Raw genomic sequence first — 15,522 nt, 5'->3', positions numbered from 1 at the left:
GCACAGACGATCTTTGAGTTTCCTGTCGTTCGACGACGTCTGGAAAATGAGAATTGAACATCCCTACTCGCTTTTTGTGAAGGATGGCGATCTCCTCTGGTCCTGTGGTCAATGCCCACTCGATAGCATCGGGCAAGTATTGGATCCAGGGGATCTGCTCAAACAGGCAGTCGCCGTTGTCGGCTTTATCAGACGCTTCATTGCCGAGATGGGCTGCGATGTCTCGGATGTCGGCCGGCTGGTCGTCTACTACGTCAAGACAAAGGATGGTGACGCCGAAGCTCTGATCAATCTGTTCGGACAGCAATTTGGCAAGAACGTCCTGATCACACCCGTAGCCATACCCTATTTCTACTACGACGGCATGTTGGTCGAGGTAGACGTCTTTGGCGCGTCTTCGGACAAGGAACATAGGAAAATCATCGATCAGAAGAGCGGCATCGAACTCGAGGTCGTCGATACCGGGACCCTGCTCTGGGCAAATCTGAGCGCCAGGAACCCGTCCGTTGACCGAGGTTCACTTTCGGCGGCGCTGGATTACCTTGCCACGGAAGCGGGGCTGTCCACGCAAAACATGCTTTCCGTGCAATGGTTTGTTGGCGACGAAAGCGCGTTGGCACTGGTCGATGCGGCAATCCTGACGGGCCTTTGCTGGAGCAGGTGTGATGTCGTGAACACCGAATTCGATGGGTACTGGGCCATGGCCGAGTTCACATTTTGCAAGGCACCAGTGAGCCATCATTCGGTTACGATGGGCGTTCGCGGGACAGAGGACGGGTCCATCGAGGTAAACTTTCGGCATTGCGACGATCGTTTTTACATCGACGGACGCGACAATTCGGGCACCAGAGGGCTGGTTGCACAGACCGAAGCGATCATGACAGCAATCGAACACGTCCTGAAGGCTTCAGGACTAGGATTTGCAGCAGTCCGCAAATCGACCACGTACTATGTCTCCAGCAGCTCCGCCGAAGAACTGCATGACAATATGGCGGTCAGAAACCGCTACTATTCGAAGCCAGGGCCAGCATCGACTGGTTTGCCCGTTAAGAGCTTCTGCAGATCGGATGCGCTTATAAGCGTCAAATTGATCGGATGAAGTCTGTATCGCCGCTGTCGCGCAACGAGCCTGGATTTCGTCACGCTATCATGCCGGAGAGCCAGACGGACGTCTCGGCGATGGCTCGGCGGCTAACCTCAGCGATGGACATGGCCTCTAGAAAACTATGAACGGTTCCAGGATAGACCACGGCCGTAACGTCGACGCCCGTGTCCCTGAGCGCTTTGGCCCAGGCAAGGTTGTCATCATAGAGCGGGTCGAATTCGGCGATCGCCATGAAAGTTGCGGGCAGACCGGTCTTGGCTGCCCGCAGCGGGCTCGCCCATGGATGCAACATTTCCTCGGCCGTGTTGAAGTAATTCATTTTGAACCAGAGCATTTCATGGCTTCCCAGGAGATATGCGCCACCGCCGTATTTAAGGACGGACGATTTGAACTCGCCCATATCGAATGAACCGTAGTTGTAGACCGTGCATGCGGGCAGCTTCCTGCCCTCGTCACGCCTGCAGATACAGCAGGCTGCTACAAGATTGCCGCCGGCGCTGTCGCCGCCAAGCGCTACCTGATCCGCCGAGAAGCCCAGTTCGCCGGCATGATCGAACAGCCATCCGAGGACGTCGTCGACTTCTTCGACGGGGCGCGGAAACCTCACCTCCGGCGCGCGCGTGTAATCGACGCCAATAACGATCATCCCCGTCCGCGCTGCATATTCGCGCATAAGGCGATCATGCGTGATGGTGCTGAACAGGGCCCACCCGCCACCTGGAAGGTAGACGAAGCAGCCACTGCCGCGGATTTCCTTTGGCTTGTAGATTCGAATGTGAATCGGTCCATAGGAGGTCGGCACATCCATATCGAGGATTTCCGCCATTCCCGGACCGCCCTCATACCATTGCGCGCGCGCCAGTTCGGCCGCCTTGCGCGACACCGCTGGTGGGACGTCGCCCAGAGCTGGCGAACCGGCTCCGGCAGCGTCGCTCCGGCGCACGAATTCTGCGATCTCCGGATCGAGGCGCGAAAGCGGGTCCGTAGTGGTCATTTCGACTGTCATCTGCTCACATCCGTTCGATTATTTGCTGACGCAGGTCCCGTTTGAGGATTTTCCCCATCGGGTTCTTCGGCAGCGCATCGAGCACATGCCATTTGCGCGGGGTTTCATAGTCAGCCAGATATCTGGCGCAGTGGGCGCGGATCTTGTCCAAGTCGAGCGTCGTACCAGGTGCCGCGACGACGCAGGCGGCGATGTCCTCACCCAGGCCGGGGTGAGGCACTGCGATCACAGCTGCCTCGGCTACTCCTGGAAACCGGTAGATCACGTCTTCGACGGCGGCGGAGGCAATCTTGAGCCCGCCGCGATTGATGATGTCCTTCTTGCGATCGAGAAAGTGCATGTGGCCTTCGTCATCGATCATGCCGATGTCGCCGGTGCGGATCCATCCATCGACGAAGGTCTGGTCTGTCGCTTCCGGATCGCGCCAATATCCCAACGCTGCCGACGGCCCCGCGAAAGCGATCTCTCCAGGCTCGCCGTCCGCAACCGGCTTGCCATGATCATCCACGACCTGGACTGCACAGCCAGGCTGGGCAATACCTATGCAACCCGCCTTTCGTGGGAGGAACCACGGCGGCAGATAGGAACCCGCAGGACCGGTTTCCGTCATTGCCCAGATGTGAACCTGATCCGCCCAGGGCAGTCTCTTGCTGAACTTCTCGATAATCTCCCGTGGCATGGCAGCGCCGCCATAGCCGATCCGGCGAACGCGACGCAGGTCGTAGCCGTCGTTCGGATACTCCTCGATCATAAAATGCAGCGGTGCTGTAACACCGTGATAGACAGTCGTACCTTCGGTCTCGATCAGTCGAAGGCGCTCTGCATTGTTCAGGCTGGCACCCTCCAGTACGACTCCGGCGCCGCTGACCCAGGCCGCCATGCAGGCAAGATTGAGCACTGAGCTGGTGTAGATCGGCCACGCACCCTGGTACGTATCCCTGTCAGTGAGCCCTATGGCCCCGCCGATTGCGTAACCCGTATAGAGCTGGCTGCGGTGACAATGGGTTACGGCTTTCGAACGTGCAGTGGTTCCAGATGTAAGAAGCAGAACGCTTGGGTCCTCTGACGCCGCGACGTCTGGCAGTAAGCCCTGGCGGAACTCCCGCTCCGGTTCAGGCCAGGTGCCGTCTTCGCCTTGCTTCCCTTCCAAAAGGATCAGCTGTGCCGTCGGGTAGAGTCTTCCAATACGTTCGGCACCAGACTGCATCGTGACGATGTGTGATGGCTGAACCAGGCCGAGCGCGTGGCCGAGTTCTTCGTCGGAAGCCCGGACATTCATGGGCGCAACAATTGCCGCCAGCCGGTAGCAGCCGACAGCTGTGAGGATGCATTCTCGCACCGCGTCGTTGGAGAGGAAAAGGGCGACGCGATCGCCCTTTCTTACGCCTCGTCGGGCAAGACCCTGGGCGACTGCCTCCATCCGGATTTCGAGCTGTGCAAAGGTGATCCGATCACGGTGCCCACGAAAACTCTGCGCTGACAGGGCCAGATTGAAAGGATACTGCCGCGCGCGTTCGCGCAGCAGATCGGGTATGGTCAATCCTTGTAGCTCGTTGAAGCGATTGAGGTCGTCATGATGCGTTCGCGCCATGTTGCGGGCCATGTGCAATCTCCTCCGTTACTGCCGTTCGAAATCGCCGCAGCATGATCCACACGATGAGAACGAGTGCGGGCAGGCGGACCTGTTCTCATCTGAGTCCCACTATTTGCCGTAGAGGGCATGTGCAAGGCGTGGGTTGGGCCGCCGGTAAGACCACCTGGAACGCGGCTCGGGCCCTCAACAGGGACGTTAGAACGCGATCGGCGGGTCGCCCTTGCGAGGGTGGGTGGTCATACAAAGTGGCCACGGCGGACGTTGTAATATTTGCGCGTCTCCGCTCTCTAAAGAGCAGGCTGGCTGAGCCGGGAAGGTTAACCTCCGACCAGGTCGGACGGATATGGGTGGCGGCGACGGTGTGACGCGCTGGCATCGGGAGCCTCCGGGTAAACCCCGATGAGCGATCGCGCAGCTCACAAGTCAATCCCGATAGGCTGATGGCTGGATGGTTCAGCTGGAACAGGCACGCTGATTGCGTGCCATATGTCTTCGCACCTTTGGAGTTTCGACATGGCAGGAAAATTCGAGATATGGACGAACCGCGATCTCGAGGACCTGATCGACGCCTACCCACTGGCATCCATCGTATCGAGTTCACCAGGCTACATCGTCAGCGAAATGCCGATGCTGCTCGATCTGGACGCGAATGGGACGCCGGTGAGTCTGACCGGTCACCTGCCACGGAACGGGCCTCATGCAGGCATACTGCACCGGGACCCCGCGGCATTGTTCATCTTTCGAGGCGCCAATGGCTACATTTCCCCCGGCACAGCCGGGAAGAAGGACTGGGCGCCGACCTGGAACTTCGCCGTCGCGCACGTGGTGGCGGAGGTGCAGCTGGATGACAGGCTGACCGACGAGTCTCTTGAGCGCGTTGTCGCGCATATGGAGCGCGAGCGGAAGGAACCATGGTCGATCGCCGATCTAGGATCCCGGTATCAAAGCCTTCGCGCTGCGGTCATCGGTTTTCGGGCGCCGATCCGATCCATTCAAGCGCGGTTCAAGCTGGGTCAGGACGAGACGCCTGACACGCTGCAGACCATTGTACAAGGTGTCGGCGATGAGGCGCTTGCCGGCTGGATGAGGCGGTTCAATCCGAGTCTTATGGATACGCGATGACGTTCCGGGTGCATCTCCAAGACTGGTCCTATCAACGGGCCATAGGACGGCTTGAATGGCTAGCATCCGAAATCTAATACGAATGCAGCTACGCCAAAGATAACAAGGGGCATCTGGGTAGCGCGAGGATAGATATTCACCGGGCATCCATAAAGTACATCAAGGATTTCCGCGATCAGACCGCCCGGTCGCGATCCGGTAATCTGACAGTCGCATCCAAGAAAATCTGGATCTGTTGTGCATTCCGTCATCTTGGCAGAGCGCCGTGACGGTTCACGTCACGGCATGCTCTGAAAATTTGCGATGAGACTGGCGACGACGACCAGATACTCCAGAAATACCTGCCAAAACCTGGTTCCGAATACCAGCCAAAAGGAGATCAAACTGATGAAGAGCACAAAGCCGTCCCGGACGCTTCTGGTTGCACTGGCCCTCTCCGCTGCGGGCGTTGCCAGCGCTCAGGCCAACGATATTTCCGGCTGCGTGCTGACGGGCCAGAAGGGATCGGTCTCTCTGCAGCCAGTCAATCCCGGTGAGATCACAGTCGAAACAGCGCTGCCCAATCCGGCCTGGTGGAATGGCGACACGGTCGACCAGATCAAGGATGGCTTCGAGTTCTGTCTCGCCGCAAACATCGCGCATCGTGCCGGGCTCGATAAAGTCAAGGTGATCTCGTCTTCGTTCCCGGCACTCATCGCCAACCAGAACAAGCAGAAAGACCTTTCGATGGCGACGATCTCCATCACGGATGAGCGCAAGAAGGTCCTCGATTTCTCCGTGCCCTACTTTTCGTCCGACATCGGCGTGCTGGTGAAGAAGGGCGTGAAGGTCGATCAGGAAACCATCAGGACGTTTCGCATCGGCGTGCTCCAGGGCACGACCGGAGCGAGCTTTGTCTCGGATCATATCAAACCTGCCGAGATCAGGGTCTATCCTGAAAACCCGGGTATGTATGCCGCGCTGATTGCCGGCCAGATCGATGCCGCCGTCAACGATACATCGATCATCCTCGGTCAGGCGTCGAAGTCCAATGGGACGCTCGAAGTCGCGGGTCAGTACTCGACCGGCGAGTCCTATGGGGCGATCTATCCGAAAGCGTCACCAAACAAGGAAGGCATGAACAGGATCATCGATGAGATGGCCAAGGACGGCACATTGGCAAAACTTGCCTCCACCTATCTGGCCGAGGCCTGGGGCGCCGATCCGACCAAGGTCCCGTACCTGAAGCCGTAAGCAAACAGAGACGAGAGAATGATGACGGCAATTCCGCGACAACTGGAGGGGAGGCGCTCTAGCCTCCTCAGCGAAAGACGGACATTCAGCGGGCCGACACCGCCGCGAGACGTGAGCGGGTGGGGAACTGCAGCCGCCATTGTCGCGCTCTTCGTCGTCGGCTCGACCTGGGCCACGCTGAGGCATCTCTTCGACGCTGCGACTTCCCTCGGAATCGATCGCATTCTCTGCGGAAGCATCCTTCTGGTCACAGGCGCGTGCGTGGTTCTTTTGCTATGGCCCGCGCTCAAGAGCGTGGCGCGCGCGAAATCTGCGCGCCTGTCGTTTTTGGCTGGTGATCTCGTTGCGGCACGGATCGCAACGTCAAAGGCGCTGGATTATGCCCACTACACGTTCGGGTTTGCTGCGCTGGTCGTCACCGCAGCGGTCTTCGCGCAGTTCCTTGTCGCCAACGACCTGGCAGTCAGCCGAACCTTCCTGTTCGTCCCACTGATGTTCGAATCGTTCCCGCTTGTGCTCCGCGCATTCTGGACGAACGTCTACATCTTCGTGGTCGCGGAGGTTTTCGTGCTGATATGGGGACTGGTCGTCGCCATCGCCCGCCTCATCCCCGGCGAGACCGCGCGGCCGGTGCGTGCGATAGCGACTTTCTACACAGACGTCTTCCGTGGCATGCCTGCGATCATCACGATCTATCTGATCGGCTTTGGCCTGCCCCTCAGCAACCTTCCACTGTTGAAAGACCTGTCGGTCGAGACCTATGCCATTCTTGCGCTTACGCTGACCTTTGGTGCCTATGTCGCCGAAGTCTATCGCGCCGGCATCGAAAGCATCCATTGGAGTCAGGTGGCGGCGGCTCGTTCCCTCGGCCTGTCCTATGCCCAGACGATGCGCTACGTCGTCGTCCCGCAGGCGGTGCGGCGTATCGTGCCTCCGCTTCTCAATGACTTCATTGGCCTGCAGAAGGACACTGCCCTGGTCAACGTGATCGGGGCGGTGGACGCGTTCAATCAGGCAAAGATCGTGGCGAGTAATCACTTCAACCTCTCGCCTGTTACAGTGGTGGCCTTCCTGTTCGTGGTTATCACAATCCCCCAGGCGCGTTTCGTCGATCGCATGATCGAAAAGGACCAGCGTCGAACACGTGCCGGCTGAGGTTTGTCCATGCCAATGATCGAAATAAAAGACATCTCGAAGCGATATGGCGATTTCCAGGTTTTTGACGGGCTGAGCCTCGAAGTCGAGGAGCATCAGGTGGTGTGCCTTATCGGCGCATCAGGCTGCGGAAAGTCGACATTGCTTCGCTGCATCAACGGACTGGATCCGATTGGATCTGGTGAGATCCGCATTCACGGCGACCGCGTCACGGGCCCGGGCGTCGATGTCAACGGTCTGCGCCGTGACGTCGGGATTGTGTTCCAAAGCTATAATCTCTTTCCGCATATGACCGTCCTGGAGAATGTCACGCTCGGGCCTCGGAAGGTGCTGAACCGTGGTCGCATGGATGCGGAGGTTGCCGCCATCTCGTTACTCGAACGCATCGGGTTGGCTCACAAGGCGAAGGAGTATCCCGACCGCCTGTCTGGTGGCCAGCAGCAACGCGTTGCCATCGTCCGCGCATTGGCGATGGGCCCGATGGTCATGCTGCTCGACGAGATCACTTCCGCGCTTGATCCGGAGCTTGTGTCCGAGGTGCTCAACATCGTGCGCGATCTTGCTGCAGACGGTATGACCATGCTGCTGGCGACGCACGAGATGGGGTTTGCGCGGGAAGTGGCGAACAAGGTCTGTTTTCTTGCTGAGGGCAAAGTTCATGAGGAGGGGCCGCCGGAGCAGATTTTCGGTTCTCCGAAGAGGGAGCGTACACAGGCATTTTTACAGAGAATTGTAGAGGCTGGCCGGCTGTAGTGTCGAGCAGGGGCCCCCGTTTGAAATAATACAATCTTAGCCCGCAGGATGTAGCTACCACCAGCCAGGAGAAAATCATTCCATCGGCGCCAAGGGTTCCCAGCTATGGTCGCCCAGACGAGGACGCGTCAGATATCATGTCCTTCAACCAGGCAGACCTTAGGATTATCGCGGTCGTCAATACGCTGACCGAGGAAGGGATGCGATCCTTCCCGTTGAACGAAGCAAGGTGCGCGCATGATGGTGACGGCGATGCTCTCGTTTCTCGATCTTATTGACGGATCTACTTCCGTGACACCGCCCAAAGGCCCCACAAACTGAGAGCAACCATCATCAATCGTCGAAGCTGCAGGACGACTATGACGACCGCGATGTGGACTGCCAAGAAGCAACAGAGCCCGGCCTCCAGGCGATAGTGGGTATGCATGTGGAAGCCGGCTGCCCCGGGGCGAGACCTTGCGGGCGCTGAAACGGCTGATTGCCGCCAACAACATGGCCCAGAAAGAGAACGCAAAAACGGAGAGGCCATGATCCTCGCCGGAAAGTCCCTTCTGCAGACAATGGCGATACCTATATCGCGCTTTCTGCGATCCACCACATAAGAAGGCACAGGGCCGCTGCGGTAGGATGTCGCGATCGCTCGGATTAGAGGATTGGAAATTTCATTCTAGACTAGGTGTGTGGTCCCGCAATGAGATGGTGCGGGTTGATCTTGAAGATTGACGGATCCTTTGTCCATGCGTCGCAGATCACCTGATAGGGTGTTTTCCATCTCAGGGCCTTGAGGTGCTTGGCGAAGTTGTAGGCGGTGACGAAGGTCAGGACATGGGCCTTGAGGCTTTCCAGATCGTCGTAGTGGTAGATCTTGACCGTGGCGTCCTTGATGGTGCGGTTCATCCGCTCGGCCTGACCATTTGTCCAAGGATGGTAGGGTTTGGTTAGCCGGTGCTCGATGCCATTGGCCATGCAGACCCGGTCGAAGATGTGCGGACCGAGGAAGCGTCGGCTGGGCCCGTGACGGTTCTTGGGCAGGTCGGCGAAGGCCATGCCATTGTCGGTGAGCACGGTGTGGATCTGGTAAGGGAAGACTTCGACCACGCTCCTGAGGAAGGCCGCGCCTTCCATCTTGCCGGCACAGTCATGGAACTCGACAAAGGTGAACTTCGAGACACGATCGATCGCCAGGAACATGACCAGCTTGCCGTCCGCATGGCGCAGTTCGCAGCTGTCGATATGGACATAGCCGATCTCGTAGGTCTTGAACCTCGTACGCTGATCCTTGATCGCCTCGACCGGCAGCCGGGAGATGCCATGGCGCTGGAGGCAGCGGTGCAATGCGCTACGGCTGAGGTTGGGGATGGTATCCCTCAGGCAACCGAGCACGTCGTCCAGCGGCAGCAGCGTCTTCTGGCGGAATGCCACCACGATGGCTTCCTCCGCCGGCGTAAGCACCGTGCTCTTGGGTGTCTTCGGACCCATCGGCGTATCGGCCGTCGTGGTCCGCTTGCGCCATTTGGCTACTGTCTTCGGGTTCAGCCCATATCGGATGGCAAGGGACCGGGTGCTCTCTTGCGACGCTTGGAGCTCGGCTCGAAGACGCGGCGTCGTGCGGGCGCTGCCGTGAAGAACACTTGCCATAGGGCATCCTCATCCTGACGACTCAGGTTCGATGATGCACCATCACACTCAGGGACTACACACCTAGAATACATCCTCGTTGTTTTCTCCAACTCCAGCGCTCGGAGTTTCTCCGGAAAGCGACGTGACGTGACCGATGCCGCGCTCATGCGCGCGTTCCTGTCGTATCCGCTGCTGACGCTGAAAGTGGTTGCCGGAATCCACTGGGAAGCGCTGCGGCTCTGGGCAAAGGGGCTACGCCCCCGCGGCGCCCCGCTCCGCCTTATCATCCCGTCACCCTCGTCGCCGTGCATAGCCTAAAAAAGACCGAGCCCGATGTCGTTGGGTACTGAAGCTAGGCAGCTAGGCGGAAAAACCGCTCTATGGTTCGGCATATTCGTCGGTCCGGCTGAAGATTAGCGTGAGCAACGATGCGCGATAGTTGATCACCAAACTGGCATATCCGGTCTTGAAGTGGCGGTGGTGCTCCATCGGTGGCGGCGCTACACGCCTGCTGGCGACCAGTCGTGGCCGAAGCTCGGCGATGATGTCTATGCGCTCCAGCCTGACGTCAAGATCAGCGACGCTTCGAACATCTGTGCGCCTCCGTCACTCCTGACCTTCACAGTGAGCTTGACAAGGTCGCGGTCAGGCATCTCATCTCGAGCTATGTCATGCAGGATTCGCAGCGCCTCGGCGCGGGCCCGATCCCGCGATTCGAAAAACTGGCCGTCATCATCGAGAACCTGGCCGTCACTGTTGTAGACATCGAAAAAATATCGGTTCATCGGGAAATCACCGCGGGATGCCACATCATAAATCCGCTCGATGAATCGTGGTTCCTTCACTGCTGGCGTTTGTGTGGAAAATACACCAGATTGTGGCGGCGAGCTCATTTTGAGGTAGGGACTGCCAGCTCTTCTCGCTAATCCGGCAAGGCAGTCAGCTATTGTACGCCTATACACTTCGGGTCACGTAATGCTTGAATCGCTCTTTTTGCAGCTGGAACAACATGATGCTCTCTCAGAGTCCGAACGGGCTTTGCTAACGCAGACGATATCAATCGGACGTGATTTCGCCATCGGTCAGGATTTGGTGTCTGCGGGCTCCCGTCCAACCTACAGCACCCTGCTGGTCGAGGGACTGGCTGCGCGATACAAAGTGCTGGAGGACGGCGGTCGCCAATTCACGTCGCTTCAAGTGCCGGGAGACTTCGTCGACCTTCACGCTTTCCTGCTGAAGACAATGGACCACGGCATTATCGCCTTGTCGGCTTGTCGCGTGCTCTTTGCCGATCATAATCGACTGCGAAGACTTACAGAGACGGCGCCTCACCTTACGCGCCTTCTCTGGTTGGATACGCTAGTGGATGGGGCGATACACCGGGAATGGATCGTTGCTATGGGGCGTCGATCGAAAATTTCCCATCTAGCCCATCTGATTTGCGAACTTTATGTCCGATTGAATGTGGTAAATCGCACAGCCGGCCGGAGTTTCCGTCTACCCATAACGCAGGCAGAACTTGCCGACGTGCTGGGACTGTCGGTAGTCCATATGAACCGAATCGTAGGCGAACTTCGTAAGCTTGACGCGATTACTTGGGCTGATCAGTTGTTGACAATCATCGATTGGGAGCGCCTGCAAGAGATCGCGGAATTTGATCCGACGTACCTCAGTATGGTGCGAGATCCGCGCTGACGAGCTCAGGTAACTTACCAACGAAACATCACACGTTGCAGCCATTGATATAGGTTGAATCGATCGCTCTTGCTGGGCGCCGCATTCATCCCGTCGGCGCAAGCGGAAAAAAACGTCCGAGATGACCCGCTACGGCCTGCACCCAAGGAATTCTGCAGCACGAACTTCCGAGGAACGGCGGTGGAGCGGGCGATCCGCTGCGTCCGCGTGTTATGCAAGTCGGCCAATAGGATCAGTTGAAGACCAGTGCTATATCAGCGCTGAAGCGACATGGTCGCGGCAAGGGAGATCGGGCGTTCGGCGATTCGATACTGGTTGTCCCGATGTGCGGAAACCAGCTCATAGGACCCTGTAAGGCCGTCGACTACCAAGTCGAGAAATGCGTTGCAGGCGGCAACCCAGTCCACACTATCAGACACCGCCAGCGAAAACATCTTGCTCCGGCAATATCTTCCAAACAAGACAGCTTGCGAGCCGCGTCCCGAGCCCCCCACGCTTAGCTCAACCCACGCATCCGGAGATCCTGCCTGCTGGGGCGCCGCCCTCGCTGAAAGTCGCCGGCGGCTGCAACATTCTCCCAGGATCGATAGCCGCCGGTCAAACCCTCTGAGCTGGATCGTGGGCGATTTTCCCAACCTGTTGCGCGGCGCGCGCCACCAGCCGGTCTGTGCAAGCACGGGATGGCAGAACGATTGCTTGTTGACCAAGGTCGAAATGGCATCGGCCATAATTGTGCGGCGCGGAAGATCCGCCCTCGCGTCGAATACTCCGCATTCGTAGTATCCATCCTGGCGCATCATCATGGAATTCCAGTCCATGGCGCCGAACATTGACCAAGCCGTCACAGCCCGTACGTCAATGCCCTCAGCCGCGCAGTCGGTAGCAGCTTCCCATCCCTCCATGAACCAGCGAAGCTGTTCCTCGCGGGTGCAGGCGTTGTGCACTTCTCCGATAACCACCGGTAGAGAATAGCGGCGCCACACCTCGCGCAGGCGCGAGGCAAACCCCAGTTCGCAGGCTGGCGCGTCGGTACGGAAAGCAGCGATGTCGACATAGGGAACGATGCCGTTGCCGCCGACCGGTTCTCGAGGGTGCCTATCGACCCGGTGGTCTAGGAACCGATCGCTGGTGAGGTAGTAATCAACGCCGATCAGGTCCGGCGTGCAGGGCGTGCCCTCCAACTCTGCCAAGTGGGCTGGATCGACACCAGCGTCGAGGAGGCGTTGATGGAACGGATGATACTGACCGACATGCCCACAAAGCAGATCCAGCGATAGCCATCGCCGGCCGTTCTCGTATTCAGCCTGATATGCTAGCTCTGGTGTGGCAAAAATCTTTCCGACATCCTCGGTCTGCAGGAGGCGCGCGTCGGGGATGATCTTGCGGATGGCCGACATTGTCATCGCTATCGCACGGCACTGGGCTACCAGAAGCCGCAGGCAAGTTGACTCGTCCGTCCGGTGTGGGTGCCAGAAGCCATAGAGGCCGCTGAGACGGGCGGTTGTCATTGGTTCGTTGATTGGCGTGAAAGTCTTTATCCACGGGTATCGACTTGCGAGCCGACCGGCAAACGCGGCTAGCCGTTCGGCAAAATCCGGAGCGAGAATGGACGTCCAGCACGGCCCACTGCCGTGATGGACAAGGGCAGCTATTGGAGCGATGCCGAGCTGGTGCATCTGTTGAAGCCGCTGGTCGAGCCAGCTCCAGTCATCGCTGCCTTCCACCGCCTCGACGTGCTCCCACAACGCAGGATATCGAAGCGTTTTGATGCCGAGGGACGCGACAAGATTCAAATCCCCGATACGCTTTGAATGCCCGGTTTCGGCGAGTTGATCGCGGATCACGCCACCGACTCGAACCACGCTGCATTCAATGCCTCCCCAAACTTCCACCATGACTACCCCGCCGCGCCCTTGGCGAGGGAAAGCTGCGGCGCGCCCGCCTTCTGAATGCGATTGAAGGCGGCCAGCGCCTGACCAATCACCTGATCCATATTGTAGTACCGGTAGGTTGCCAGCCGACCGACGAAAATCGCATCGGTTTGCTGAGCGGCGAGTGCCTCGTATCGCTTGTAAAGCACTTCATTCTCCGCCCTGGGCACCGGATAGTAGGGATCGCCGTCATCCGTCGGATATTCGTAGGTCAGGCTGGTTTGAGGATGCTGCTGTCCCGTCATATGCTTATATTCCGTGACCCTGGTGAAGGCCTCGGTTTGGGGGTAATTGACCACTGCGACTGGCTGAAACCGTGGCGTGTCGAGTGTGACGTGCTCGAAGCGCAACGATCGATACGGCAATTTGCCCAGCCTGAAATCGAAGAACTCATCGATTGGACCGGTATAGACGAGGCGGCGACAGGGGATGACATCTCGAACCTCGCGGTAGTCTGTCTGCAGCAACACCTTGATATTGGGATGGGCCAGCATCCGTTGAAACATGCGTGTGTAGCCGCCCGCCGGCATGCTTTGGAACGTGTCGGCGAAATACCTGTCGTCGCGATTGGTTCGTGTCGGCACGCGCGCCGTGACAGATTTGCTCAGCTGCGAGGGATCGACCCCCCACTGCTTACGCGTGTAGCCTTGGAAGAATTTCTCGTAGAGTTCGCGCCCCACCGTGCCCACGACAACGTCCTCGGCGGTGCGGATCTCTTCCACGCTCTCTTTGCGTTCGGACAAAAAATGCTCCATCTGCTCGGAATTCAGGTCGAGCCCATAGAGGCGATTGATCGTGTCCAGGTTGATCGGAATTGGCACAAGCTGACCGTCGACCTTGGCCAGAACACGGTGTTCATAGGGACGCCAAACCGTGAACTGAGACAAGTAAGTGACGATGGGTTCAGCGTTGGTGTGGAAAATGTGCGGCCCGTAGCGATGCACCAGAATGCCGGCTTCATCGTACCAATCGAAAGCGTTGCCACCGATGTGACTGCGACGGTCGACGACAAGGACTGTCTCTCCGCGCTGGCTGGCTAGCCGCTCTGCCAAAACGCTTCCGGCGAAGCCTGCGCCGACGACAAGCCAATCAAACATGGTCGACCAAGCTCCGGAAACCAGGATGACGCAAAACTTTCGCCGGCTTGAGCAGATCGTGCATCGCGCTCCAGGTCGTGTCCCAAGACATTCCCGAGAGGAACGTGTCGACCTTGGCCATGGGACCGCGACCTTGGCGCAGAGCGATGCTGAGAGCAGCTGGCATCGAGCCTGCATCCGCAATCTTGACCAGTCCGCGATGACCGTAGGTTTGAACCACATCGACGATTGCAGTCGATACGACCGGCAGCCCGCCGGCGAGGAACTCAGGCGTCTTCGTCGGGCTGATATATCGCGTGGCCTCGTTCAAGGCGAAAGGCATCCATCCTACGTCCCAACCAGCCAAGTATCTGGGCAATTCGGCGTACCGCTTGGCGCCCAGCCAATGAATATTTGAGCCGACCGGCAGAGTGGCCGCGTCGATCTTGACCACTGGGCCGATCGAGACGAACTGGACCTCAGGCATCGCCGCAGCGGTTTTAGCAACCAGGTCGATGTCCAACCGTTCGTCGATGACACCGAAGAAGCCTACACGGGGATGGACAATGCTCCGTTGGTCTGCTGGGTCTGCCTGGGGCCGGCGCGCCTGATGGAAGTGTGCCGCATCTATGCTGCTTGGAAATGCATGGACGGAGGGATGCCGGCTGCGCTTGGACTCATAGAGGCTCATTCCACCGGTGAACACGACGTCGGCCTTGCCGAAGAGCTGCTCTTCCAGTCGCTCGAGTTCGGGAGGTGCGTTTTTGAAGGCAGAAAGTTCGTCCATGCAGTCGTAGACGCAGACATCCTCCTGCAGCGCTTCCGTGATCTTCAAGGCCATGGGTGTGTAGTACCAGGTCACCAACTGGTCGTGCTCGATTCCGGCAACGAGCTGCTCAAGCAGAACGGCGATGGCTCGCTCGACATCCGTCCCGCATTGATGCTGCGGCACAATCGGAGTGACAACTTCAAGGCCTGGCGCAACCGCCTTGCGGCGCAGAAGAGCGGTCTGGACAGGCTCGAAGACGGGCTCTTCGAAGAACACAACGGCGTAATCCGCCGCGGCGCGCGTCATCAAATGCTGTGGGCGTTGATAAACAAAGTCCCACCGCAGGTGGGAAAAACAAATCAGAAGAGGCTTATCAAATGGCACGAGCATGGGGTTGGATACAGTTTGATCCATTGCAAAGATCCGCATTCGGGTTGGCTTGTGGTGGATCAAGCTCCGTTCG

At 58.4% G+C, this 15,522-nt stretch carries 14 protein-coding genes; 7 read left to right on the top strand and 7 right to left on the bottom strand.

Annotation, left to right across the window (positions count from 1 at the left end; genetic code table 11):
- Window positions 1–46: 46 nt before the first annotated feature.
- On the top strand, window positions 47–1,099 hold the full coding sequence (locus EB231_RS29320) for a RidA family protein (protein WP_172351874.1): 1,053 nt from the start codon (window positions 47–49) through the stop codon (window positions 1,097–1,099).
- A 40-nt stretch (window positions 1,100–1,139) separates the two neighbouring features.
- Here the strand turns inward: EB231_RS29320 and EB231_RS29315 are convergent, their stop codons facing one another.
- Window positions 1,140–2,111: an alpha/beta hydrolase gene (locus tag EB231_RS29315; protein WP_172351873.1), complete on the bottom strand. Its 972-nt coding sequence runs from the start codon at window positions 2,109–2,111 to the stop codon at window positions 1,140–1,142.
- Between the two features lie 4 nt (window positions 2,112–2,115).
- On the bottom strand, window positions 2,116–3,714 hold the full coding sequence (locus EB231_RS29310) for a class I adenylate-forming enzyme family protein (RefSeq protein ID WP_172351872.1): 1,599 nt from the start codon (window positions 3,712–3,714) through the stop codon (window positions 2,116–2,118).
- 504 nt (window positions 3,715–4,218) lie between these two features.
- On the opposite strand from EB231_RS29310, the gene EB231_RS29305 reads away from it, so the two are divergent.
- From EB231_RS29305 to EB231_RS29290, 4 genes are all read left to right on the top strand, one after another.
- On the top strand, window positions 4,219–4,827 hold the full coding sequence (locus EB231_RS29305) for an FMN-binding negative transcriptional regulator (RefSeq protein WP_172351871.1): 609 nt from the start codon (window positions 4,219–4,221) through the stop codon (window positions 4,825–4,827).
- 387 nt (window positions 4,828–5,214) lie between these two features.
- Window positions 5,215–6,060 (top strand): ABC transporter substrate-binding protein, encoded by an 846-nt coding sequence (locus tag EB231_RS29300; protein ID WP_172351870.1) that lies wholly within the window; start codon window positions 5,215–5,217, stop codon window positions 6,058–6,060.
- 21 nt (window positions 6,061–6,081) lie between these two features.
- Complete coding sequence (locus EB231_RS29295) at window positions 6,082–7,215, top strand: amino acid ABC transporter permease (RefSeq protein WP_246740757.1); 1,134 nt, start codon at window positions 6,082–6,084, stop codon at window positions 7,213–7,215.
- Between the two features lie 9 nt (window positions 7,216–7,224).
- Window positions 7,225–7,968: an amino acid ABC transporter ATP-binding protein gene (locus EB231_RS29290; RefSeq protein ID WP_281411405.1), complete on the top strand. Its 744-nt coding sequence runs from the start codon at window positions 7,225–7,227 to the stop codon at window positions 7,966–7,968.
- 672 nt (window positions 7,969–8,640) lie between these two features.
- Here EB231_RS29290 and EB231_RS29285 read toward each other — a convergent pair.
- The gene (locus EB231_RS29285; RefSeq protein ID WP_172351869.1) at window positions 8,641–9,606 is read right to left on the bottom strand and encodes an IS481 family transposase; all 966 of its coding nucleotides are present in this window, start codon (window positions 9,604–9,606) and stop codon (window positions 8,641–8,643) included.
- A gap of 147 nt (window positions 9,607–9,753) precedes the next feature.
- On the opposite strand from EB231_RS29285, the gene EB231_RS29280 reads away from it, so the two are divergent.
- Complete coding sequence (locus EB231_RS29280; protein WP_246741038.1) at window positions 9,754–9,906, top strand: DUF1365 family protein; 153 nt, start codon at window positions 9,754–9,756, stop codon at window positions 9,904–9,906.
- A 230-nt stretch (window positions 9,907–10,136) separates the two neighbouring features.
- On the opposite strand, the gene EB231_RS29275 is transcribed toward EB231_RS29280, so the two are convergent.
- A complete protein-coding gene (locus EB231_RS29275) occupies window positions 10,137–10,481 on the bottom strand; it encodes a DUF6894 family protein (RefSeq protein WP_246740756.1) in 345 nt (114 codons plus the stop codon).
- 82 nt (window positions 10,482–10,563) lie between these two features.
- Here EB231_RS29275 and EB231_RS29270 point away from each other — a divergent pair, with 82 nt between their 5' ends.
- Window positions 10,564–11,283 (top strand): Crp/Fnr family transcriptional regulator, encoded by a 720-nt coding sequence (locus tag EB231_RS29270; RefSeq protein WP_172351868.1) that lies wholly within the window; start codon window positions 10,564–10,566, stop codon window positions 11,281–11,283.
- A 254-nt stretch (window positions 11,284–11,537) separates the two neighbouring features.
- Here EB231_RS29270 and EB231_RS29265 read toward each other — a convergent pair whose 3' ends face one another.
- Genes EB231_RS29265 through EB231_RS29255 form a run of 3 tightly spaced genes read right to left on the bottom strand, consistent with a single transcriptional unit; the run spans window position 11,538 to window position 15,473 of the window.
- A complete protein-coding gene (locus EB231_RS29265; protein WP_172351867.1) occupies window positions 11,538–13,178 on the bottom strand; it encodes a family 1 glycosylhydrolase in 1,641 nt (546 codons plus the stop codon).
- A gap of 2 nt (window positions 13,179–13,180) precedes the next feature.
- The gene (gene glf, locus EB231_RS29260; protein WP_172351866.1) at window positions 13,181–14,311 is read right to left on the bottom strand and encodes a UDP-galactopyranose mutase; all 1,131 of its coding nucleotides are present in this window, start codon (window positions 14,309–14,311) and stop codon (window positions 13,181–13,183) included.
- Entirely contained in the window at window positions 14,304–15,473 is a 1,170-nt protein-coding gene (locus EB231_RS29255) for a glycosyltransferase (protein WP_246740755.1), read from the bottom strand. Before EB231_RS29255 ends, glf begins: the two co-directional genes overlap by 8 nt.
- Window positions 15,474–15,522: the final 49 nt, after the last annotated feature.

Source organism: Mesorhizobium sp. NZP2298 (assembly GCF_013170825.1).
In the GTDB taxonomy this organism is placed as follows: Bacteria; Pseudomonadota; Alphaproteobacteria; order Rhizobiales; family Rhizobiaceae; genus Mesorhizobium.
Note: the sequence above shows the minus strand (reverse complement) of the source record. Positions and strands in the feature narration are given on the sequence as shown.